Origin of the sequence: Pseudomonas sp. Z18(2022), assembly GCF_036346535.1 — a bacterium.
Lineage (GTDB): Bacteria > Pseudomonadota > Gammaproteobacteria > Pseudomonadales > Pseudomonadaceae > Aquipseudomonas > Aquipseudomonas yamanorum_A.
This window is the reverse complement of sequence record NZ_JAOTOA010000005.1, coordinates 248,834-270,875: the sequence shown is the minus strand read 5'-3', so window position 1 is coordinate 270,875 and position 22,042 is coordinate 248,834. Positions and strand designations below refer to the sequence as shown.

25 protein-coding genes and 1 tRNA gene are annotated in these 22,042 nt (G+C 60.7%); 10 read left to right on the top strand and 16 right to left on the bottom strand.

The features are described 5' to 3' along the window. Nucleotides 1-11 precede the first annotated feature (11 nt). Together serS and cysG are read left to right on the top strand one after the other, a co-directional pair. The gene (serS, locus tag V3W39_RS14520; protein ID WP_177042649.1) at nt 12-1,292 is read left to right on the top strand and encodes a serine--tRNA ligase; all 1,281 of its coding nucleotides are present in this window, start codon (nt 12-14) and stop codon (nt 1,290-1,292) included. After that, a complete protein-coding gene (cysG, locus tag V3W39_RS14515) occupies nt 1,293-2,687 on the top strand; it encodes a siroheme synthase CysG (protein ID WP_177076746.1) in 1,395 nt (464 codons plus the stop codon). A gap of 110 nt (nt 2,688-2,797) precedes the next feature. Here cysG and V3W39_RS14510 read toward each other — a convergent pair whose 3' ends face one another. The 7 genes from V3W39_RS14510 to V3W39_RS14480 all read right to left on the bottom strand — a co-directional run bounded on the left by V3W39_RS14510 (nt 2,798) and on the right by V3W39_RS14480 (nt 7,010). Then, on the bottom strand, nt 2,798-3,793 hold the full coding sequence (locus V3W39_RS14510) for a glutathione S-transferase family protein (RefSeq protein ID WP_330212848.1): 996 nt from the start codon (nt 3,791-3,793) through the stop codon (nt 2,798-2,800). Between the two features lie 88 nt (nt 3,794-3,881). Next, on the bottom strand, nt 3,882-4,883 hold the full coding sequence (locus V3W39_RS14505) for a glycosyl transferase family protein (protein WP_177113133.1): 1,002 nt from the start codon (nt 4,881-4,883) through the stop codon (nt 3,882-3,884). Then, nucleotides 4,880-5,215: a TusE/DsrC/DsvC family sulfur relay protein gene (locus V3W39_RS14500; RefSeq protein WP_177134449.1), complete on the bottom strand. Its 336-nt coding sequence runs from the start codon at nt 5,213-5,215 to the stop codon at nt 4,880-4,882. Before V3W39_RS14500 ends, V3W39_RS14505 begins: the two co-directional genes overlap by 4 nt. Next, complete coding sequence (gene tusB, locus V3W39_RS14495) at nt 5,212-5,505, bottom strand: sulfurtransferase complex subunit TusB (protein ID WP_177042644.1); 294 nt, start codon at nt 5,503-5,505, stop codon at nt 5,212-5,214. The genes V3W39_RS14500 and tusB overlap by 4 nt, the downstream gene beginning before the upstream one ends. Then, nucleotides 5,505-5,855 (bottom strand): sulfurtransferase complex subunit TusC, encoded by a 351-nt coding sequence (tusC, locus tag V3W39_RS14490; RefSeq protein ID WP_330212847.1) that lies wholly within the window; start codon nt 5,853-5,855, stop codon nt 5,505-5,507. The genes tusB and tusC overlap by 1 nt, the downstream gene beginning before the upstream one ends. Before the next feature lies 1 nt (nt 5,856). Next, entirely contained in the window at nt 5,857-6,249 is a 393-nt protein-coding gene (gene tusD / locus V3W39_RS14485) for a sulfurtransferase complex subunit TusD (RefSeq protein ID WP_330212846.1), read from the bottom strand. An 89-nt stretch (nt 6,250-6,338) separates the two neighbouring features. Beyond that, a complete protein-coding gene (locus V3W39_RS14480) occupies nt 6,339-7,010 on the bottom strand; it encodes a Bax inhibitor-1/YccA family protein (protein ID WP_003219636.1) in 672 nt (223 codons plus the stop codon). 152 nt (nt 7,011-7,162) lie between these two features. Here V3W39_RS14480 and V3W39_RS14475 point away from each other — a divergent pair. Beyond that, nucleotides 7,163-7,253, top strand: a tRNA-Ser gene (locus V3W39_RS14475). 130 nt (nt 7,254-7,383) lie between these two features. Here the strand turns inward: V3W39_RS14475 and V3W39_RS14470 are convergent. Continuing rightward, a complete protein-coding gene (locus V3W39_RS14470) occupies nt 7,384-7,815 on the bottom strand; it encodes a hypothetical protein (RefSeq protein ID WP_259200279.1) in 432 nt (143 codons plus the stop codon). Nucleotides 7,816-8,166: 351 nt separating this feature from the next. Between V3W39_RS14470 and V3W39_RS14465 the strand changes: the two genes are divergently transcribed. Next, complete coding sequence (locus V3W39_RS14465) at nt 8,167-8,625, top strand: hypothetical protein (protein WP_330212845.1); 459 nt, start codon at nt 8,167-8,169, stop codon at nt 8,623-8,625. A 35-nt stretch (nt 8,626-8,660) separates the two neighbouring features. Then, nucleotides 8,661-9,062 (top strand): hypothetical protein, encoded by a 402-nt coding sequence (locus tag V3W39_RS14460; RefSeq protein WP_259200275.1) that lies wholly within the window; start codon nt 8,661-8,663, stop codon nt 9,060-9,062. 67 nt (nt 9,063-9,129) lie between these two features. Here V3W39_RS14460 and V3W39_RS14455 read toward each other — a convergent pair whose 3' ends face one another. From V3W39_RS14455 to V3W39_RS14440, 4 genes are all read right to left on the bottom strand, one after another. Further along, nucleotides 9,130-10,458, bottom strand: a complete 1,329-nt coding sequence (locus V3W39_RS14455) for an OprD family porin (RefSeq protein ID WP_177120158.1) — start codon at nt 10,456-10,458, stop codon at nt 9,130-9,132. A gap of 147 nt (nt 10,459-10,605) precedes the next feature. After that, a complete protein-coding gene (locus V3W39_RS14450) occupies nt 10,606-10,851 on the bottom strand; it encodes a hypothetical protein (protein WP_330212844.1) in 246 nt (81 codons plus the stop codon). Between the two features lie 28 nt (nt 10,852-10,879). Next, on the bottom strand, nt 10,880-11,872 hold the full coding sequence (locus V3W39_RS14445; RefSeq protein WP_330212843.1) for a zinc-dependent alcohol dehydrogenase family protein: 993 nt from the start codon (nt 11,870-11,872) through the stop codon (nt 10,880-10,882). 62 nt (nt 11,873-11,934) lie between these two features. Continuing rightward, a complete protein-coding gene (locus V3W39_RS14440) occupies nt 11,935-12,237 on the bottom strand; it encodes an ArsR/SmtB family transcription factor (protein WP_330212842.1) in 303 nt (100 codons plus the stop codon). Nucleotides 12,238-12,411: 174 nt separating this feature from the next. On the opposite strand from V3W39_RS14440, the gene V3W39_RS14435 reads away from it, so the two are divergent. The 3 genes from V3W39_RS14435 to V3W39_RS14425 all read left to right on the top strand — a co-directional run bounded on the left by V3W39_RS14435 (nt 12,412) and on the right by V3W39_RS14425 (nt 13,942). Next, nucleotides 12,412-12,738, top strand: a complete 327-nt coding sequence (locus tag V3W39_RS14435) for a hypothetical protein (RefSeq protein WP_330212841.1) — start codon at nt 12,412-12,414, stop codon at nt 12,736-12,738. A 101-nt stretch (nt 12,739-12,839) separates the two neighbouring features. Then, a complete protein-coding gene (locus V3W39_RS14430) occupies nt 12,840-13,037 on the top strand; it encodes a hypothetical protein (RefSeq protein WP_063031373.1) in 198 nt (65 codons plus the stop codon). A 191-nt stretch (nt 13,038-13,228) separates the two neighbouring features. Then, nucleotides 13,229-13,942 carry a hypothetical protein gene (locus V3W39_RS14425; RefSeq protein WP_442968403.1) on the top strand — a complete coding sequence of 238 codons (714 nt, stop codon included), beginning with the start codon at nt 13,229-13,231 and terminating at the stop codon, nt 13,940-13,942. A gap of 15 nt (nt 13,943-13,957) precedes the next feature. On the opposite strand, the gene V3W39_RS14420 is transcribed toward V3W39_RS14425, so the two are convergent. Then, nucleotides 13,958-15,220, bottom strand: a complete 1,263-nt coding sequence (locus tag V3W39_RS14420) for an MFS transporter (RefSeq protein ID WP_330212878.1) — start codon at nt 15,218-15,220, stop codon at nt 13,958-13,960. A 243-nt stretch (nt 15,221-15,463) separates the two neighbouring features. Here V3W39_RS14420 and V3W39_RS14415 point away from each other — a divergent pair, with 243 nt between their 5' ends. After that, complete coding sequence (locus tag V3W39_RS14415; RefSeq protein ID WP_330212877.1) at nt 15,464-16,591, top strand: MFS transporter; 1,128 nt, start codon at nt 15,464-15,466, stop codon at nt 16,589-16,591. A 55-nt stretch (nt 16,592-16,646) separates the two neighbouring features. Further along, nucleotides 16,647-17,744, top strand: coding sequence for a LacI family DNA-binding transcriptional regulator (locus V3W39_RS14410; RefSeq protein ID WP_330212839.1), 1,098 nt, complete (start codon nt 16,647-16,649; stop codon nt 17,742-17,744). A 95-nt stretch (nt 17,745-17,839) separates the two neighbouring features. Here V3W39_RS14410 and V3W39_RS14405 read toward each other — a convergent pair whose 3' ends face one another. The 3 genes from V3W39_RS14405 to V3W39_RS14395 are packed head-to-tail and all read right to left on the bottom strand — an operon-like array spanning nt 17,840 to nt 21,971. Continuing rightward, the gene (locus V3W39_RS14405) at nt 17,840-19,450 is read right to left on the bottom strand and encodes a GMC family oxidoreductase (RefSeq protein ID WP_330212838.1); all 1,611 of its coding nucleotides are present in this window, start codon (nt 19,448-19,450) and stop codon (nt 17,840-17,842) included. A 17-nt stretch (nt 19,451-19,467) separates the two neighbouring features. Beyond that, on the bottom strand, nt 19,468-21,255 hold the full coding sequence (locus tag V3W39_RS14400) for a thiamine pyrophosphate-binding protein (RefSeq protein WP_330212837.1): 1,788 nt from the start codon (nt 21,253-21,255) through the stop codon (nt 19,468-19,470). Further along, a complete protein-coding gene (locus V3W39_RS14395) occupies nt 21,252-21,971 on the bottom strand; it encodes a ThuA domain-containing protein (RefSeq protein ID WP_177134474.1) in 720 nt (239 codons plus the stop codon). Before V3W39_RS14395 ends, V3W39_RS14400 begins: the two co-directional genes overlap by 4 nt. Nucleotides 21,972-22,042 lie beyond the last annotated feature (71 nt).

Sequence of the window (22,042 nt, the reverse complement as noted above, 5' to 3'; positions counted from 1 at the left end):
GAGAGACCGACATGCTCGATTCCAAACTGTTACGTAGCAACCTTCAGGACGTAGCGGACCGCCTGGCATCCCGTGGCTTCAGCCTGGATGTTGCGCGCATCGAAGCGCTGGAAGAACAGCGCAAGACCGTCCAGACCCGCACCGAAGCACTGCAGGCTGAGCGTAATGCGCGTTCCAAATCCATCGGTCAGGCCAAGCAGCGCGGCGAAGACATCGCGCCGTTGATGGCGGACGTCGAGCGTATGGGCAGTGAATTGTCCGAGGGCAAAATCGAGCTGGAGACCATTCAGACCGAACTGGATTCGATTCTGCTGGGCATCCCGAACCTGCCGCATGAATCCGTGCCGATCGGCGAAGACGAAGACGGCAACGTCGAAGTCCGTCGCTGGGGCACACCAAAGGCTTTCGATTTCGAGATCAAGGACCACGTCGCCCTAGGCGAATTGACCGGTGGCCTGGATTTTGAAACCGCGGCCAAAATGTCCGGCGCCCGCTTTGCCTTGCTGCGCGGTCCGATCGCGCGCATGCACCGTGCCCTGGCGCAGTTCATGATCAACCTGCACACCGCTGAACATGGCTACGAAGAGGCTTACACCCCGTACCTGGTTCAGGCTCCGGCGCTGATGGGCACCAGCCAGCTGCCGAAGTTCGAGGAAGACCTGTTCAAGATCAGCCGCGATGGCGAAGCCGATCTGTACCTGATCCCTACCGCCGAAGTGTCGCTGACCAACATCGTGGCCGGGGAAATCCTCGACGCCAAGCAGCTGCCGATCAAGTTCGTCGCCCACTCCCCGTGCTTTCGCAGTGAAGCCGGTGCTTCGGGCCGCGACACCCGCGGCATGATCCGCCAGCACCAGTTCGACAAGGTCGAGATGGTGCAGGTGGTCGAGCCGTCGACCTCCATGGAAGCCCTGGAAGGCCTGACCGCCAACGCCGAGCGCGTCCTGCAACTGCTGGAGCTGCCGTACCGCGTTCTGGCGCTGTGCACCGGCGACATGGGTTTCAGTGCCGTGAAGACCTACGACCTGGAAGTGTGGGTGCCGAGCCAGGACAAATACCGCGAGATTTCGTCGTGCTCCAACTGCGGTGATTTCCAGGCCCGACGTATGCAGGCGCGTTTCCGTAACCCGGAAACCGGCAAGCCTGAGCTGGTTCACACCCTCAACGGTTCGGGCCTGGCTGTAGGCCGTACCCTGGTGGCGGTGCTGGAAAACTACCAGCAGGCTGACGGTTCGATCCGCGTACCTGAAGTGCTCAAGCCGTACATGGCGGGCGTTGAGGTCATCGGCTAAATGGAATTTCTGCCGCTGTTTCATAACCTGCGCGGCAGTCGTGTGTTGGTCGTCGGTGGCGGGGAGATTGCCTTGCGCAAATCCCGGCTGCTGGCCGACGCCGGCGCGTTGTTGCGGGTGGTTGCTCCCCAGATTGAAGACCAACTGCGTGAGTTGGTACTGGGCAGTGGCGGTGAACTGATTTTGCGCGGTTATCAGGAGGCTGACCTCGACGGTTGCACCCTGATCATCGCCGCGACCGACGACGAGCCGCTGAACGCGCAAGTGTCCAGCGATGCTCGGCGTCGTTGTGTGCCGGTGAATGTGGTGGACGCGCCGGCCTTGTGCAGCGTGATCTTCCCGGCGATTGTCGACCGCTCGCCCTTGGTGATCGCCGTGTCCAGTGGCGGCGATGCGCCGGTGCTGGCGCGGTTGATTCGCGCCAAGCTGGAAACCTGGATCCCGTCGACTTACGGCCAATTGGCCGGGTTGGCTGCGCGGTTTCGTAGCCAGGTCAAAGGCCTGTTTCCGGATGTGCAACAACGTCGCGCATTCTGGGAAGAAGTATTTCAAGGCCCGATTGCTGATCGGCAACTGGCCGGGCAGGGTGATGAAGCCGAGCGTCTGCTGGTGGAGAAAATCAACGGTGCGCCGCCCCATGCGCCGGGCGAGGTTTATTTGGTGGGCGCAGGTCCGGGTGATCCGGACCTGCTGACCTTCCGCGCCTTGCGCTTGATGCAACAGGCCGATGTGGTGCTGTACGACCGCCTGGTGGCGCCTGCGATTCTGGAACTGTGCCGTCGCGATGCCGAGCGGGTGTATGTCGGCAAGCGTCGCGCCGACCATGCGGTGCCGCAAGACCAGATCAACCAGCAACTGGTGGATTTGGCCAAGCAAGGCAAGCGCGTGCTGCGGCTCAAGGGTGGCGATCCGTTTATCTTTGGTCGTGGTGGTGAAGAGATCGAAGAACTGGCGGCCCATGGCATCCCGTTCCAGGTGGTGCCGGGTATTACCGCGGCCAGCGGCTGCGCGGCGTATGCCGGGATTCCGCTGACCCACCGCGACTATGCACAATCGGTTCGCTTCATTACCGGGCACTTGAAGGACGGGACTTCGGACCTGCCGTGGAGTGATCTGGTAGGACCTTCGCAGACGCTGGTGTTCTACATGGGCTTGATTGGGTTGCCGATCATCTGCGAACAATTGATCAAGCATGGCCGTTCAGCGGATACGCCGGCGGCGTTGATCCAGCAGGGCACGACGTCCAACCAGCGGGTGTTTACCGGCACCCTGGCTGACCTGCCACGCATGGTGGCGGAGCATGAAGTGCATGCGCCGACCCTGGTGATCGTGGGAGAAGTGGTGCAGCTGCGTGAGAAGCTGAAGTGGTTTGAAGGCGCTCAGTCCGAGGTCTGACACCAATCCTGTGGCGAGGGAGCTTGCTCCCGCTGGACTGCGCAGCAGTCCGCTCTTTTGGGGTCGCTTCGCAACCCAGCGGGAGCAAGCTCCCTCGCCACAGGGTGTTTTCAGCTCAAGATGCCTTTCCCGCTCAACCGCTCCCGGTCATGCTCCGCCTCAAACCTTTGCAACGGCCCCTTCGGCACAATCCCCGTCGGATTAATCGTGCGATGACTGGCATAGTAGTGCCCCTTGATGTGGGCAAAATCCACCGTCTCGGCGATCCCCGGCCACTGGTACAGCTCCCGTAGCCAATTCGACAAGTTCGGATAATCCGCAATCCGCCGCAGGTTGCATTTGAAGTGGCTGTAGTACACCGCATCAAACCGGATCGCCGTGGTGAAAAGCCTTACATCGGCTTCCGTCAGGTATTCCCCCGCCAGGTAACGATGCTCACCCAAGTGCTGTTCCAGGTGATCCAGCTCGGCAAACACATCATCAAATGCCGCTTCATAAGCCTTTTGCGACGTGGCAAAACCTGCGCGGTACACGCCGTTGTTCACGGCGGGATAGATCCGCTCGTTCAGTGCATCGATAGTCGCGCGCTGTGCTTCGGGATAGAAGTCCAGCTGATTGCCGGTCAATTCGTTAAACGCACTGTTTAACATGCGGATAATCTCCGCCGACTCATTGCTGACAATCCGCTTGAGCTTCTTGTCCCACAACACAGGCACTGTCACGCGCCCGGTGTAGCTGGCGGTATCGGCGGTATAGCGTTGGTGCATGTAGGTGAAATCGTCGAGCTTGTCGCCGCTGGAGCCATGGGCCTTGTCGAAGGTCCAGCCGTTTTCCAGCATCAACCAACTGACCACGGACACATCGATCAGGCTTTCAAGGCCTTTAAGCTTGCGCAGAATCAACGTGCGGTGCGCCCAGGGGCAGGCGAGGGAAACGTACAGGTGATAGCGGCCGGCTTCGGCCTTGAAACCGCCTTCACCGGTCGGGCCGGGCTCGCCGTCGGCGGTCACCCAGTTGCGGCGTTGCGCCTGCTCCCGTTGGAAGGCGCCGTCTGCGCTACTTTCGTACCACTGGTCATGCCAGCGTCCTTCGATCAGCAAACCCATGACTGACTCCTTGGCTAATAAGCGTTGGAGTGCAGTCTAAAGGTCTGAGTTCGAACAAAAAGCGCAAAGGCTGGGGGTTAATGATCGACTAAATCGATTTGTTCCGGGCATCCCAGTACTGCTGGGCCAGTTCGAACGCCTGCTCCCGTGGGTGGCCGAGGCCGCGCAAGGCCAGGGCCATGGTGGCGATCAGTGCCAGTTGCGGGTAGCTGTCCTGCACTTCGCCGCGCCATAGCGCCTTCAGGTGTTCGGGCTCGAGGGTGGCGGGCTTGACGTGGCGCTGGGCGGAGAGGGCAGGCCACTCTTCATCCCAGCTTTCGCCGCCGGTGGTGCCGTACAGATGGCTGATGGTGTCCGGGTTGATTTCGATCTCGCCGCCGTCGCCCTTGACCACGATGGTGTTGTCGCCCAGCAGACCGCTGGCATCGCGATGCACGCCCTGGTAGCCCGGATGGAAGATGCTTTGCAGGCCGCAGCGGGCGCTCAACGGGTTGATGATGCGTGCCAGCGAGTGGATCGGCGAGCGCAGGCCCAGGGTGTTGCGCAGGTCGATCATGCGCTGCAGTTGCGGCGCCCAGTCCCCCAGGGGAATAAACGCCAGGTTGCCTTGTTCAAGGGCGGCCTCGACCTGTTGCCAATTACGGCACAACGGAATCTGCAAGCCTTCCAGCAATTGCTCGGTGTAGAGCCGGCCCGCCGTATGCGCGCCGCCGCCGTGCATCAGGATGCGCACGCCGTTCTGTGCCAGGCATTTGGCCGCCAACAGGTACCACGGCAGGTGGCGTTTTTTACCGGCGTAGGTAGGCCAGTCGACATCCACATTGAGTGACGGTGCATTCAAGCGCTCGCGCACGGCTTCGGTGAAGCCCGCCAGCTCTTCCGGGCTTTCTTCCTTGTGCCGCAACAGCATCAGGAAGGCGCCGAGCTGAGTGTCTTCGACCTTCTCATCCAGCAGCATACCCATGGCTTCCCGGGCTTCCTCACGGGTGAGGTTGCGGGCGCCACGCTTGCCTTTGCCGAGGATGCGTACGAACGGCGCAAACGGGTGTTCGGCGGGTGTTTCAGTGATCAACGGGGCAAAATCAGTCATAAGCAATTCGTCGGCCTGGGCAGGCCCGCCAGCTTGGCGGCGAGTTTGGCGGGAGTGCCTTTGAACAGTCGGTTGAGGTGCAGGCTGTTGCCCTTTTCCGGGCCCAGCTTCAAGGCGGTGTACTTGATCAGCGGGCGGGTGGCGGGCGACAACTGGAATTCGCTGTAGAAGCCTCGCAGCAGCTCGAGGATTTCCCAGTGTTCCGGGGTCAGCTCCAGGTCTTCGGCGGTGGCGAGGGCGGTGGCCACGTCGCTGGACCAGTCGCTCAGGTGGGCGAGGTAGCCGTCCTTGTCCAGTTCGAGGGTGCGTTCGCCTACGGTCAGGGTGTTCATAGCCAGGTGTTGACCTTGTCGTAATCGATAGACAGCTGGACAAAGGCTGGGTAATCGACGCTGGCGGCCCAGGTTGGTACCGCAAGATTGCGCGCCTGACTATCTTCGGCCAGCACAAATACCTTCACACCCTTGGCTTGCAGGGCCTGGCACGGTGCGCTGGCGGGTTGCAGGGCGTAGGCGCCGTCGCCGCACAGCAGGATCGCGTCCCGCGCGCCACAGAGGCGCAGGCAGCTGTCCAGCCGGCTGTCGGTAAAAGGGGAGTGGGAAACCACATGCAAAGTCGACATCAGAGGGTAATCACCTGGTCGTAACGGTCAATCATCTGTGAGATCTGTTCGCTGCTCAGCGACTGCGCGTTGCAGCAGGAAGTCAGGCCGCGCACGGCGAGGCTGTGGCTGCAGGCAAACACATCCTCAACGCCAAACAACTCCAGGGCCTGGAGGTTGGCGCTGAGGTCTTTCTGTTGCACGGCCTTGGCGTCCTGGCTTGCGGCCAGTTGAAACACGCCATCATCCAGAAACAACAGGCCAATCGGCAAATCAAACGCACCGCCCGCCAGCACGATATCCAACGCTTCGCGGGCACTGGGGCCGGACCACGGCGCCTGGCGGCTGATCACCAGCAAGGATTTCGACATGTCACGGCCCTCCAAAGCAGATCAGGCGATCAGCGGCCTGGGCGGCGTCATGCAGTTGCCCAAGCCCGGACAGCGCCCAGGGCGCCTCCAGGTTCACCGCGTTGCGTTGATAGCGGGTGGCCTCTTCGGCATTCAATACCCCACGGCGCAGGGCCGCCGCAATGCACACCACGCCATCGAGCTGATGTTCGCTGACAAATTCGCGCCACTGGCGGGCGATGTCCTGCTCGTCCTGCGGCGCAACAATGTTATCGGACGCGCTGTAGACGCCATCCTGATAGAAAAACAGCCGCACAATCTCATGCCCGCCCGCCAGCGCAGCCTGGGCGAACAGCAAGGCACGGCGCGAGGAGGGCGCATGGGGAGCTTCGAAAAGCGCAATCGCAAACTTCATGGAACACTCTGAAGGCAAAACCTGTGGCAATGATAAAGCCGCAGGCAACAAAAAGCCCGCCGAAGCGGGCTTTTTGCATGGCGCTGCGATCAGTCGTCGCGGCCCATGATGCCGAAGATCTGCAACAGGCTGATAAACAGGTTGTAGATCGATACATACAGGCTGATGGTGGCCATGATGTAGTTACGCTCGCCACCCTGGATGATCGCGCTGGTCTGGAACAGGATGCAGGCCGAGGAGAACAGCACGAAACCGGCGCTGATCGCCAGCTGCAGGCCGCTGATCTGGAAGAACATGCCTGCCAGTACGGCTGCCAGCAACACGAAGAAACCGGCGGTGATGAAACCACCCAGGAAGCTCATGTCCTTGCGGGAGATCAGCACGTAGGCCGACAGGCCGCCAAATACCAGGGCAGTCATGGCAAATGCCGAGCTGACCACTTCCGCGCCGCCGGCCATGCCGAGGTAACGGTTAAGGATCGGGCCGAGGATAAAGCCCATGAAACCGGTCAAGGCAAACGCCGACACCAGGCCCCAGGCCGAGTCGCGCAGCTTGTTGGTCAGGAAGAAAAGACCGTAGAAGCCGATCAGCACCACAAAGATGTTCGGGTAGCCGACGCGCATCTGCTGGGCGACGAAGGCCATCACGCCGCTGAACGCGAGGGTGAGAGCGAGCAAGCCGTACGTATTGCGCAGGACGCGGCTAACCTCTAGCTGCTCAGCCTGCGCGTTTCCATTCACTGCGTAATTCTGTTCGCGCATGGCGACACTCCTTCAGTTTTGAAACATTCAGTCGCAAGGATCATAACAGACGCTCTGTAACAAGCTATGGCGAGAGTTTGACAGTGTGTTTCATTCGGGTATTATGGCGCCCGCTGAGACAGGATGGGCTACGCTAATCCTGTGTTGCACAAGGGAAATTGGCAGAGTGGTTGAATGCACCGGTCTTGAAAACCGGCGAACGTTAATAGCGTTCCCAGGGTTCGAATCCCTGGTTTCCCGCCAAGATTGACTCAAGAGCCCCGCTATTGCGGGGCTTTTGCGTTTCTGGGGTTTGGGAATAGTGGCGGCACGGAGAAGGGCAGATACAAGAAGCCCGGCGCTAGGCCGGGCTTCGATGTAACAGCGCCAGAAACTAGCGATGCTTGTTCTTGTGTTTATGCTTGTTGTTACCTTTGTGCTTCTTGCCATCCGATCGATGATTGCTCTCATCGTCCGCCAGGTTGTTACCTAGCGCGCCACCCGCAGCGCCGCCGAGACCTGCACCGATCGTCGAGCCAGTGGGGCCGCCGAGACGATTACCAATGAGTGAGCCACCAGCCGAGCCGATACCGCCACCTAATGCGGCTTCCGCTCTGTTGCCTCTTTGAGCACCAACGGCACTACCGGCAGCCCCCCCTACGCCTGCGCCTACCGCTGCGCCAGTTGAGCCGCCAAGCTGTTGGCCTACGATGTTGCCAAGTGCACCACCAACGCCACCGCCAAGAGCGGCTGTGCCATCTCCGGCAGCCATTGCTCCTTGCGACATGAGGAGACCCAAAGCCAGGGCGGGTAGTGTCATTTTCATTTTGTGAACCTCAATGGGTTGTCAGCAGGCGCTCACGGTTTAAAGCACGCCTGATGGTGGGACTAAAGTAAAAGTTTGAAGTTCTCTGGGGGCGGTGACTACGCGGGAACGATTGTAACAATGTATGCCGTGGTGGATTCGGCTACGGAGGACGGACTCACCAACGCTGCCCGCTTTCACCTCATCCGCCCACCCAGTCAGCCGCTCCGCAATCCTCATCAGCTCCATGACTCCAAGGGCGGCAGGTTCCATAAACTATTTATGCTGAAGATGTCCAAATGCCATCACTTCGCTACAATGCGCGCCGGTTGAGCTTCAGCCATGCCAATGAAGGCGCAACGGAGTGACGGTATGAAGATGGGAATGGTGGCGGGCGCCACACTGCTAACAACAATGATGCTCTTGGGAGGATGCGCAAGTATCGTGAGTGATAGTAAGCCAAAGGTTGGATTGTACAGCCTGCCGACAAATGCCAACTATGTAATCAAGGACAGCAAGGGAAGCGTACTACTGAAGGGCGTCACACCAGGAACGGCGCTTCTGGAGACGAGCCGAGGCTACTTTAAAAGCCAGAGCTATATCGTCACCTTCCAGAAGGACGGATACACAGAGACGACTGTTCCTCTGAAGTCTACGGTTAGCGGCTGGTACTGGGGAAATCTGCTGATTGGCGGTTTGATCGGCATGCTGATCGTAGATCCGCTGACAGGCGCGATGTACACGCTGCCTGAAGACGCTACTGGAAACCTGTCGGCTGTTGCATTGCCTCAAGCTTCGTTGCAGCCAGTACCGAGTGTACGTATAGATTGACGTGGCTTGTGGCAACTTTTTTACGAGGGATCGTTATGCGCCGTGTAATCGGAGCGTTATTGCTTGTGGCCATGGGTGGGTGCTCCACATCACCAATCTCTGCCGAAAATGCAGACCCGGTGCCGTCCACAAGGTTGTATGCGTTCACCGAGAAGAATGCCGCTCAACTGGTGGTGACCAGGGACTCAGGCATCTACGGAGCCGAGGTCCGGTTTATTTTGCATATCGATGGCAAGCCTTCCGCTGAGTTTCACCCAGGAGAGGTCGCCAGATTTGGACTGGCGCCGGGCAAGCATATTCTTGGTGTTTCGAAATATATGATCTTTGGTACGTCAAGAATCATCGAGTCAGAAGTTGATGTGAAAGCGGGAGATCTGGTTCGCCGCAGAATTTCCCAACATGGCAGCAGCTTCTCTTTCACCCCGACGGCCTACTAAGAGCGTTCGCTACCCAGGCCGGATTCGCAGTGCCCGGTTGATTCATTCACCGGGCACTCCAGCCTGCTTAGAAGATATTCAACGGATACTCGGTAATCAGCCGCGTCTGCACCAGATGCCCGCCGGTGGACGCATCGCCATCGTGCCAAGCTTCCCGCAGGCGAAACGACAGTTTCTTGGCCGGCCCACTCTGTACGACGTATTTCACTTCGGCGTCAGTTTCGTGTTCCTGGTCGTTGGCACCATAGAACCCGGTGTAGGCCGAGTTGCCGGGCGTATGCGTTCCGTCGATGCCGGAACCGCGGATATGACGGGCCATAAAGCTCAGGCCAGGGGCGCCAAAGGTGCTCATGTCCAGGTCGTAGCGCATCTGCCAGGACCGCTCGCCCGGGCCGTTGAAGTCGGAGTACTGCACCGAGTCCGCCAGGTTGATCGAGTTGCCATAGCGGCCCGCGCCGACACCGGCGTTGGTCTCGCCAAAGCCGACATAGTCGAACGGCTCGTCACCGTGGACCTTCTGCCCGGCCAGGGTGAAGGTCTGCGCGCCCAGGGTGTAGGCAGCCGCCAGCGAAGCCGCGGTGGTGTCGATGGTCCCGGCCTTGGCGCTGCCGTCGTCCAGGGTGCGATAGAGGTTGAAGTCCAGCCCGACGGATTGGTCAGCGGTCAGTGGATGAACAAGGTTCAGGTTGACGTAGTACTGATTCCAGACGTCTTCCAGGTGCGCTCCGTACAGCGACGCGGTGAATTCCTTGCTGAACTGGTACTTGCCCCCCGCGTAGCTGGCCGAAGCTGCGCTCACACCGGCGTAGCTGGCGAGAATGTCGCCGCTGCGCGATGTGGTGGTGGTACCGGTGCCGGAGGTGTAATGGCCGGCCTCCAGGTTCAGGCCGGTGATTTCATGGCTGTCGATCTGAAAGCCTGACGCGGTCTGTGGCAACAGGTAGTTATCGGCCGTGGCGAACACGGGCGAGGTGGGCTGCAAGTCGCCGACCTTGAGCGTGGTATTGGAAATACGGAACTTGATGTCTCCGCCGGCCTTGGCGAGGCCGTGGTCCGGATTGCCATTGGCGTCGGATGGAATGTTCGGGCCACCGGCACGGTCGGTGTTGCCGTCGATGCGCAGCGCCAGGTCGGCAAACGCATCGATGCCGATGCCGACGGTGCCTTGGGTGAAGCCCGAACTGTAGGTCGCCATCAGCGCCTGGCTCCAGTCACGGGTATGGGCGCCATTGCCGTTCTGGTTCCAGAACAGGTTGCGGTTGAGGATATTCAAACTGCTGTCGGCGACAAACCCCTTGGAGTCGGACTGATCGCTTGCGTAGCTCATCGCCGGCAAGGCAAATGCCAGCGCCACGGCCAAGGTATTGAGTTGAAGTGCCGGTCGGCGGTTTTTCATTATTCTTGCTCCAGTGCACGAATGTTGTGGGAGCATTAAGGCGACAGCCCGGGCCATCAACAAATGAAACTGGATGAATATTTTGATACCCCCTTTGCTGAATCCCAGGCAAATAAAAGCCCGCGACGGGGGCGGGCTTAAAGGTATTCACGCTCGTACAATCTTTCCCGCCTTTACCTCATCCGCATACTCGCTGAGCTTTTGCTGCTGGGCTGCGAGCAATGCACCCATCTTCATCAGGGCGATCGCTTCGTCTGGCGATTTGGCAACCCCGGCGAGAGTGGCCAGTTCATTGACCGACCAGGCGATAACGGCCGTCGCATCTTCGAGGTCGTAGAACAACTCCTGCTGTGCGGTTCTTGGGCCGTCGAGCTTTTCCATCAGTGTTGCCATTTACTCGTTCTCCCTTCAGTGCGGCAGCTCAAACACCGTCGCGCCAATCCTCCTGCAAGCCGGAAGACACGGCAATCGCGATTTTTCCCTGAATGCCGTTATTGGGACTTTCCAGCCGGGAATGGGCGAGCGGAATGTCGGCAAGGGAATACACCGCGCCAATGTGTGGCCGCAGTTGACCGTGCTCTATCAGGGCACTCATTTCATCCAGTTTTCCGCGGTTCTGTCGGGTGAACACGAAGTGATAACTCGCGTTCTTGCCCCAGGCCTGAACGAGGTTTTGGGGCTGTGCAATGTCCACAATCGTGACCACGCGACCCAGTTGCGCAAGCGCGTCCGGGCTACGGGACAGCGTGTTGCCGCCGATGGTATCGAACACGACATCGACGCCACGGCCACCGGTTTCTCGCAGGATGGCGTCGACGTAATCCTCTTTTTGGTAGTCGATGATCACATCGGCCCCCAGGCTGCGTGCGAACTCAACGTTTACGTCGCGCACGGTCGTGAACACCTTGGCGCCCATGGCTTTTGCCAGCTGGATCGCCACGTGGCCGACGCCTCCTGCGCCGCCGTGCACCAGAACGCTTTCTCCCACCCTGAGTGCCGCACGCACCACCAGTGCTTCCCAGGCTGTGCCGCCGACCAGGCTCAGGCTGGCCGCCTCAAGGTGACTCAGGGAAGGAGGCTTCCTGCCGATTATGCTTTCGGCAGCCACGTGGTACTCGGCGTAGCTGCCTGGCCCGTCAAATATCTGCGGGGTGTACCAGACTTCGTCCCCTGGCGAAAAGGCCGTCACACCTGGGCCAACTGCTTCAACGACACCCGATACGTCATGCCCGGTAATGGCGGGTAGGGGTACCAGGTCAGGGTAGTCGCCACGTCGGACCTGATAATCCAGCGGGTTGATGGAGGTTGCGTGGACGCGGACCAGCACGTGTCCTGCATGTGGCACTGGCGTGGGTACGTCGCAGAGTTCGAACGATTCCGGGCCGCCAAATGAATTGAGTATTAACGCCTTCATTGTATTGCCTCATTTCGATAAAAAGGGATATCGCGAAATCTCGATATTATGCGGTAAAAAAGTTACAGCTCTTTCCCCATGATCTCGGCAAGCTTGCTGATGGTTGCTTCATTGCGCTTGTAGTAGGTCCACTGGCCGATACGCCGGACTTCCACCAGGCCCACTCGTTGCAGGGTTGCGAGATAACCGGACACCGTCGACTGGGACAGCCCTATGCCTTCCTGAATACTGCTGACGCACACGCCCACCGCGTGAACATCACCTTCATCTTGTGGAGGGAAGTTCTTTTCGGGGTCTTTCAAACCTTTCAGGATTTGGAGGCGTGTCTGGTTTGAGAGGGCTTTGAATATTTCGAGTAAGTCCATGAGCTGAGGATATCGAGATTTACCGATATGTCAATGCGCAGTTGCGTACCGTTGTCATGGGTGTCCACTCTCGGTCCGGCGGGTGTAAAAGCGCTTTCTCGAACCCTTGCTAATCTTTCTGAAGATTTCACCGCAAGGATCGTCCATGCAGCGCTGTGTCTCAGGAGATAACCCATGACTGCCAAGGACATGCCTGAAGGGCAATTGGTGCCCGGCTACGTCACCTTTGTCGGGAGTGAGGCATCGTGGGCCACAGGGCAATTCATGAGCTTCAGCTATAGCGTCAATGGTCAGCATTTTCACAAGTCTCTCAATGAGACGGTTGACGCGTGGTCAACAGCAACGCTTCGTAAAGCTACCGAAGGCCTGCGGGTAGGCGACCGCGTGTCGGTCTGGTGCTCTCTCACCGACCCGGGCGTGTGCTGTATCGGCGAAAAGCCTGCGGAAAAACCACGGATCTTGCGCTTGATAGAGACTCTGGGATCGTTAGGGCCGTTATGACACTGAGCCTCACCGTTCGTCCATCACCCGGCACTTCTCAGCCCCGCAGCGTTTCCCATGTTCAAGCACGGACATCCCGCGCGCGAGAACGGAGAGCCAGCATGGAAATTGACGAGAAGGCCCCTGGGAACGTCTCCCAGCAAGGCGTAACGCGCGGTACAGACAATGAAACCGGCCATGATCCCCGGCGCGATCAGCCCGAGGTGCCTCTACCACCGGACGACGACGCGCCTCTGGAAGAGGACATGTCGGACGTAGACGCCGCCGATTCTGTCGCGAGTGAACACCCCGACAACTGATGTGAGGCCCGCCCAAGCCAGCCCGGCCACTGTGCCGGGCTCTTTTGTCGCCAACATTCCTGCCGCCCCCACTGCACTTTTTCCCATTCTTCCGATCTATCTCTGTCCCGACCACACTAATTCCCGCGTGGACAGCAGACCCAGACCTGGTGCCGATGGATCGCACGTTACTTGTTCTTATCACTCGATGGATGCGCCAGCCGCTATTGCTGGCGGCGGTTTTGATGCTGTGCATCAGCGGTTGCAGCCAGCAGCAGGGGCGCGATATTGCCAAGCAGTTCAGCAATGGCAAGCCCGATGAATTTTTCCAGACCAGCGTCGATCGCATGGCCACCCTGGGCATGCGCGACAACCTGCAAAGCCTGTATTTGCTGATGAGCAAGCTCTACCTGCGCAACCCCAACCAGTGGCGCCAATCGGGTTACCCGGATGCGGTGACCGCCGCCCGGCAGATCCGCCAGGCCATCGAACTTCGTCAACCGCTGCCCGCCCTGGGGGATCGCCGCGACCTGGCGGCGCTGAGTTATTCCTTGAGCCCGGAGTTTCGCGGCGACCGGGTGGGGGCGTTCATCTACGCGATCGGCAGCATGCTGGTGACTGCGCACGGCGGGCGCACCGAGTTCTATATAACCGACTCGATCAACCCGCAGTTCGTCAGCAATGCCGCGCGTAATATCGAGAAGGCAACCTGGCTGCTCAGCCAGCGCCAGGATGCCAATGGCTCGTTATTGCTGTTCTCCAACGAGATCTCGGAGGAGGCCAGCAACCTGAGTTTCGCCGTCGAGTTCGGCAAGATCGTCGCGCGCCTCGACCTGTTGACCCAGATGCTCGACGAACGCTACCGGCGCATCGGCCTCAATTACGCGCAAAGCCTGCTGCTGATGAACTTCCTGCCGGTGCAGTAGCGCGTCGGGTTTCTATCACACGCCGGTTTGCACCTTCGCGCCGGCCACGGTTTTCTTCGGTGCGCGCATCAGCAGCGGGCCGAACGTCGCCAGCAAACCGAGCATCACCAACGGGAAAAACATCAGCTTGCTCAGGCCGAAGTTGCTGACGATCACCGTGATGGCGGCCGGGCCCACCAGCATCCCGGAAAAGCCGATGCAGTTGACGATCCCGATATTGCGCCCAGCATGTGCCGGATCCCGGCGCCCGGCGGCAGAGATCATCAACGGTGCGATGCACGAAAGACCGAGGCCGAACATCGCGAAGCCGATAATACCGGTGACGGCCGTGCCGCCCAGAATCGTGATGATCATGCCGAGAACACACAAGGTGCCGCATCCAAACACCACCTGCGCATTACCGAACGCGGCGGCGAGGCGGTCGCCAAAAAGGCGCCCCACGAATGACGCACCGACAAACAGCGAGACCGCCATGCCCGCAGTCGAGGTGGTGGTCTCGAACTCCCGGCGAATGTATTCCTGGCCCCAGTCGGCAATCGCATTTTCACCCATCATGCTGCCCAGCAGCAGGGTGCCGAGGGCGATCATCACCAGCAGCGTCCTGGCCGAGGGGCCTTTGCCGGTTTCGTCCCGGGACTGGCTGCCGGCTTGCCAATCGTCGAGCTGGGCGTCTGGCACATCGTGCTTGCCCAGCAACCACCGGCTGAACACACAGCCCAGGATGAACATTGCGAGGCCCAGAATGGTGTAGGGCACCAGCACGCTGTCGGTGTAGAACCGGGTCAGCCAGCTGCACGCCATGCCCAGCAGGAACCCGCCCAGGGAATAGCAGGCATGGAAGCCGGACATGATCGAGCGTCGATAAAACCGCTCCACCTGCACGCCATGAGCATTCAAGGCGGTATCCAGGGCGCCGCGCAACAGCCCCAGCACCGAGCCGAAACACAGCGCAAACCAGAAGCCGTTGACGAAGCCCAGCGGGATAATCGAGAGCGGATAGGCGAGGGCGCCAAGGGTGATCACCGGCTTCGCGCCGAAGGTGTCCAGCAGCCGCCCGACCAGCAACGCACCGGCCGCGGAGCCGACGCCGACCCCGAGCGCGATCAGGCCGAAACTCGAGTCCCCGAGTTCTCCCGTCAAGCCCAACTGGGTCCTGAACACGCTTACGCCGGTGGACCAGATGTACATCATGGCGCCGATCATCATGAAGCCGAGAAAGGTGGCGATACGTGCTTTGCGAATACGCGGGGGAATCGGTGTTTTCTGAAGAGTGTTTATCACGCGGCATGGTCCCTATTGTTTTTGTGGGGGTGATTATGCACTGAGGGGTTATACGAATAACCTTGTGAAAGTAAAGCCCGCCCCCTGTGGACTGTCAATCCTTTAGCAATCCATAAAATGTAACAGTAACAAGGCAGTGGCCGAGCGCTTGATTTTAAGTTATACGTATAACTCTATTGTCCGGATATTGGGGTTTCCGTGTCGTCTCAAGAGTTGTTGTTGCCGTGCTCCACACCGCACATGTCGGCCTATCGCCTGACGTTTTTGCTGTCTGGCCTGTGCATGGGCGCCTGGGCCCCGCTGGTTCCCTATGCGCGCAGTCGCGCCGGAGTGGATGACGGTGCCTTGGGCATCCTGTTGCTGTGCCTGGGCCTGGGGTCGCTGGTGATGATGCCGCTGGCGGGCATCCTCAACGCCCGCAAAGGCTGCCGCTTTACCATGCACATCGGGATCGCCCTGGTATTCCTGACGCTGCCGCTGCTGGCGACCACCCATTCATTCGTCGGCTTGATGCTGGCCCTGACCGTCTTCGGTGCCGGATGCGGGGCGGTCGACGTGACGATGAATGTGCAGGGCGTGATGGTTGAGCGAGCCACCGGCCGGTCGATGATGTCGGGCTTTCATGGCTTGTTCAGCCTGGGCACCATCGTCAGTGCCGCGGGAATCACCGCGCTGCTCTGGCTGGGCGCCACGCCGTTGCTGGCCAGCAGTGCGGTGATGGCGGCGCTGGCGGCGTTTGTCCTGAGCTACGGGCGCCAGATGCTCGGGCGCAGTGGCGATGAAGGCAGCCCGATTTTTGTACGGCCCACGCGCAAGGTCCTGGTGCTGGGGGTGTTGTGCCTGTTCGCCTTCCTGGCGGAAGGGGCGATTCTCGACTGGAGCGCGGTGTTCCTGACCCAGGTGCGTGAGGTACAACCTTCCATCGCGGGCCTGGGCTACGCATGTTTTGCGGTGATGATGGCGTTGGGACGCTTGAGTGGCGACCGGATTCTGCTCAAGCTCGGCGCCCGGGTGGTGCTGGTGGGCGGCGGCTTGATTGTGATCCTGGGCTTCCTCACGGTGGTGTTGGCGACGAACTGGCTGGTGAACCTGGTGGGGTTCGCGGTGATCGGTATTGGCCTGGCCAACATCGCGCCGGTGTACCTGTCGTTGGCGGGCGCGCAAAAGACCATGCCGGGGGAGTTGGCGATCGCCGCGGCCACCAGCCTCGGTTATCTGGGTATCCTGATGGGCCCGGCGGTGATCGGCTTCTTCGCCCACGCGACAAATTTATCCTGGGCGCTGCTGGCGGTTGCCTCGCTGATGATCGCCATTATGTTCAGTGCCACACGACTGGTTCCGAAGGTTTCCCCGCAACGGGTACACTGAGCGCCTGTTTTTTCATGACCTCGCATGAGGTTTCAAAAGGATTGGGAAGCAAGCGATGGCCGTTTCAATGAAAGACGTAGCACTGGCGGCAGGGGTGTCCCAGCCTGCGGTGTCTTACGCCTACAACCGACCCTCCAAACTGTCCCCGGCCCAGCGCGAGCATATCCTCGAGGTGGCCGCGTCATTGGGCTACCCGGGCCCCAATGTGCTGGGGCGCAGCCTGCGCTCGGGCAAGATCGGCGCCATCGGGTTGATGATGATGGACAAGTTGTCCCTGGCCTTTGCCGACCCCTGCACCATTGCCATGCTGCGTGGCATCAGTGAAGTCGGCGAGTTGGAAAATGTCGCGCTGACATTGTTCCCGCTCAACAACAACCGCCTGGTGGGCCGGGGCCAAGCCGCGAACCACGGCAGCCTGGCCCTGCGCGGGCTGGTGGATGGCCTGATCATCTCGACCCTGCCCGATGACCACCCGGCGGTGCTGGCGGTGGTCAAGCACAGCATTCCGTTCGTGGTGATCGACTCGCCGCTGGTGGACAATTCATTTTTTGTCGGCATCGATGACCGCGGCGCCGCCCGCACGCAGATGCAGCATCTGCTGGACCTGGGTCACCGCAAGATCGGCGTCATCATCGATCGCCTCAACCCCGACGGTTATCGCGGCCCGATTGACCAGCAACGTTTCAAGAGCGCCAGTGAGCGGATTGTTCGCGAGCGCCTCACCGGTTACGTGGAGGCCGCCGCCGCTGCCGGACTGGCGTTCGAAGACCTCAGCGTGATCGAAGCCGGCGGGCTTGATTCCACCTCGGGGCAGGCCGCCGCGTTCACGTTGCTGACCTCCAATGAGGTCACGGCCGTAGTGGCGTGTTCGGATGTGATGGCAATTGCCTGCATGAAAACCGCCCACGCCCTCAATCGCCAAGTCCCGGAGACGCTTTCGGTGATCGGCTTTGACGATATTCCCGAGGCGGTGCAGCTCGGCTTGACCACCATTGCACAGCCCATGGTGGAGAAGGGCGTGTACGCCGCACGCATGCTGACCGAGCAACTGAACGCCCCGGCCGATGCGCCGCTTGCCCCCGAGCAGAAGATCTTCGCCACCAAGCTGGTGGTGCGCACCTCGACCCGCAGTCTCCAGCCGGCAGAGGCCTGACCCCCCCTGTAGGAGCTGGCTTGCCTGCGATGCAGTCGACTCGGTGTGTCAGTGATATTGAGTCGATGCCATCGCAGGCAAGCCAGCGCCTACCTTTACCCGGGCAGTCCCTTGAAATGTGCCGCCACCCTGAGGGCATTCGCCGCAATGGTCAGCGCCGGGTTAACCGCCGCCGACGACGGGAAGAATGAGCTGTCCACCACCCACACGTTCGCCAGGTCATGCAGCTTGCAGTTCAGGTCCAGCACGCTGGTGGCCGGATCGGTACCCATCACGGCCGTGCCGCATTGGTGGGAGTTCGTCGCAATCCCCATCCGCGCCTTGAGGATCAGTGGATACCCCGCGTCACGCATGGTCTGGGTCGCCTTGCTCACCAGTCCTTCATGGGCCTTGAGGTTGTTCGGCGTCCAGTGAACCTTGATCGCCCCGCGCTGCGTGTCGTAGGTCACGCGGTTATCCGGCGTCGGCAGATCCTCCGAGGTCAGGTACAGGTCCACGCTGTGATCGGTGATATAGCGTGAAGCGAATTTAGGCAGCCAGGGCCGCATCGCGCTGATCATCGGCTCACGGATTTTCCCCAGCATCTGCACGTTACCCAACGGGAACGCATTGTGCGGGCTGGCGCTGTACCAGTCGTTGAGGGCCAGGGTTTTCTGGAAGGTCACGTTGTTCCGGCGCCGTGGGTCCACCGCCAGCATGAAGGTGCTGTTGTGCACCATGTAGTTACGCCCCAACTGTCCGGAGCTGTTGCCCAGGCCATGCGGGTGTTGCGGGTTGGCCGACTTGAACAGCAACGCGGCACTGTTGACCGCGCCGCACGCCAGCACGAAGCGCCTGGCACGTAACGTCACCTCGCGCCCGTCGAACAGGCCCCGGGCCTCGGTCACGGTTTTTCCATCGTTATCGGTGTTCAGTTGCCTGATCGTGGTACGGGTCATCAGCCGAATGCTGCCACCGCGCAGGGCAGGCCTCAGGGCGCTCACTTCGGCGTCGGCCTTGGCATCGACCAGGCACGGATAACCGTCGCAGGTTGAACACAGCACGCAATCGCCGCCATCGCCATAGTCCACCGCCGCCGGCATCACGAACGGCTTGAGCCCGGCGCGCTGCATGCTTTGTTCCAGGGCAACCAGCGCCGGGTCATGCTTGAGTGCCGGTTGCGGATAGGGCCCCGAACGCCAGGGTTCGCTGGGGTCGATGCCGGCCTGGCCATGCACGCGGTAGAGCTTCTCGGCTTCGGCGTACCAGGGTTCAAACTCGGCATAGCTGACGGGCCACGCAGGCGACACGCCCTCGGCATGCTGGATCTCGCCGAAATCCGCCTCGCGAAAGCGCGGCAGCATGGCGCCGTAGAATTTGGTGTTGCCGCCGACGTAATAAAACACCCCCGGCGAAAACGCTTGGTTGGCTTGGTCCAGCCACGGTTCGGCATTGCGATAACGGCCCTGGCCGAACACCGCTTCGGCGCTCCAGTTCTGGATCTCACGGGGCAGGAAGTCACCCCGCTCGACGATCACAATATCCAGCCCGCTGTCACGCAGGGCGTGGGCGAAGGTCGAACCGCCCATGCCCGAGCCGATAATCACCACATCACAGTCGATCCTGCCATCTGCATCAGGTGTCACCACGTCGAGGGCGCGCGGTTCGCGCGGCGCCCCCGGTTGTGGATTCAGCTCTGCATGATGCGAAATCAATGCATCACTCATTTGAGCCGCTCCGGTGTTTACAGGTGTTGTTCGGAATTACGGATCTGCCAGTACTCATCCTGGCGTTCGTCGGTGATGTATTCCGGGATCGGGAAGTCCCACCAGCCCGGCACCCATGGGCCTGCCGCATCGCGGTCGGTCGGCACTTCGATCAGCACCGGCACGTTCAAATCCAGGGCTTCCTGCAGGATCGGCTCGAGGTCTTCCGGGCGTTCCACACGGTAGGACTTAAGGCCGAAGGCCTCGCCCACCGCCTTGAAGTCCGGGCTGTAGGGCGTGCCGTCCGGGTGGTTGAACTCGGTGCCGATATGGCGGCTGGTCTGCTTGCGTTGGCCACCGCGAATCGACATGTAGCCGGCGTTGTTCTGGATCAGGAACACCACCGGAATATTATTGGTCACGCAGATCGCAATTTCCTGGGAGGTCATCAGGAAATCGCCATCCCCGAGGATGCACACCACCGGCTGGTTGGGCGCAGCCAGCTTGGCACCGATGGCCGCAGGCACGGCCCAGCCCATGGACGAGAAACCGCCGGAGGTCAGGTGCGTACGCGGAGTATAGACGGGGAAGGTCTGCTTGACCGCGCCCTGGGTGTTACCGGAACCGACCACCACGATGGTGTCCCGCGGGAACACTTTACGCAGCGCGCCGAGCGGGCGTTGGGAGGTGAACGGGAAGCGATCGGAGTCACGCCGGCCCGCCAGTTTGGTTTCCCATTCTTCCTGGTAGCCCCGCAGGTCGCTCAGATACGCTTCGCGCTCGACCGTCTGGCCTTTCAGGCCTTCCACGATGGCGGCGAGGGCGTATTTGGCGTCGGCGCAAATGCCCACGGTCACCGGGTAGTTCTTGCCGATCTCGTGGGGGTCGATGTCGATGTGGATCAGCTTCGACGGCGGGATCGCAAAGGTGACGCCCTTGGCATAGCTGGACGACGACCAGTCGGTAAAGCGGCAGCCCACGGCAATGATCACATCGGCGGTGGACGCGACTTTATTGCCGCACAGGGTGCCGGTCTGGCCGACGCTGCCGACGAACAGCGGGTGGTCTTCCGGGAAGCCGCTTTTGCCGTTCCAGGTGGTCACCACCGGGATTTTCCAGGCTTCGGCGAGGGCGAACAGTTCCGCACTGGCTTCGCCGGTAATCACGCCGCCGCCGATCACCAGCACCGGGCGCTTGCTCAGTTTCAGCTCTTCCACCGCGCGGGCCGTGGCTGCCGGATCCGGGAAGCATTTACCGATCGGAGTCCGTTCCTCGAGGGCATGCAGGGTCACTTCAGCGGCCTCGGCCTGCACGTCCATCGGGATTTCCAGGTGCACCGGCCCCGGGCGCCCGGTGACCATCGCGCTCCAGGCGCGGTGCATCATGAACGGCAACTCTTCAACGCGGGTCGCCACCCAATGACGCTTGGTCACGGCCTCGGCGATTTTCGGGAAGTCGTTGTCGGTGTAGCGCTCCAGCTCCTGCAACAAACCGTGGCCACGCATGTGAGTGGGTGGCCCGCCGGTGATCAGCATCAGGCTGGTGGAGTCGGTAAACGCGGTGGCCATGCCGATCACCGTGTTGGCGGCACCGGCACCGATGGAGGTCACCGCTGCCATCGGCTTGCCGCTCACCCGGTAGTAACCATCGGCAAGGTGTACCGCGCTTTGCTCATGGAACACTTGGATGAACTTGAGCTTGGAGTCTTCCTCGAGGAAGGCGTCGGTCAGGGTCCAGATACCGTGGCCGGGGATACCGGCGACGTATTCGACGCCATAGTTTTTCAGGGTTTGAGCCACGATCTGGCTGCCGGTCAATTTGGTCATGACAGGACTCCTTGGGTTGATGAAACAGAGGGGGTTGCGTCGGCGGTGCTGGCTGCACGCCCGCGTGTCGCCCAGTTCAGGCCTTGCTTGGTCAGGCGGCGGATGTTCGGGTCGGCCAGGTTGCTGGTGTCGTGCCCGATGGAGTGATAGAACACCCGGCCCTGGCCCCACTGGCGTACCCAGGCCACCGGGCTGCGATGGCCGTTGAGCCAGGGGAACGGGTTGCCGTCGAAGGTGGTTTCAGCCAGCACCTGAATGTTCGGGTCGACCTGCATGTAATACTGCTCGGACCGCACCTCGAAATCCTCGACGCCCTGAGTGACCTCGTGGCTGTGGTCGATGATGTTGACCTGGTACGGATGGGGAAAGCCTTCGCCCATCGGGTGTTCCAGGAACGAGCCGCCGAGTACCCAGTGGTACTTGAGGCTGGCGCGAAATGCCGCGCCGGCCCCGTGCCAACCCACCAGGCCGGTGCCGCTTTCGATCGCTTGCAGCAGGCGGTTTTCCTGGGAGGCTGTCAGCGTCTCGGTGGTGACGGCGTTGTTCCAGCCGATCACGATCAGGTCATAACCGGTCAAGTCCCTGTCCAGCGTGAAGATGTCGGTGGACTCTTCGACCTCGAACTCCAGCTCCTGGAAAACAGTGCGCGCCCATGCCGCAATTTCGTAGGGGAAATGGCCGGGCCAGCCACCGAATAGATACAAGACTCGACTCACGGTTGATCACCTCTCTACGTTGGGTGTGATTATTAGGTTATACGTATAACCGCTTATTTAACCTATCACTC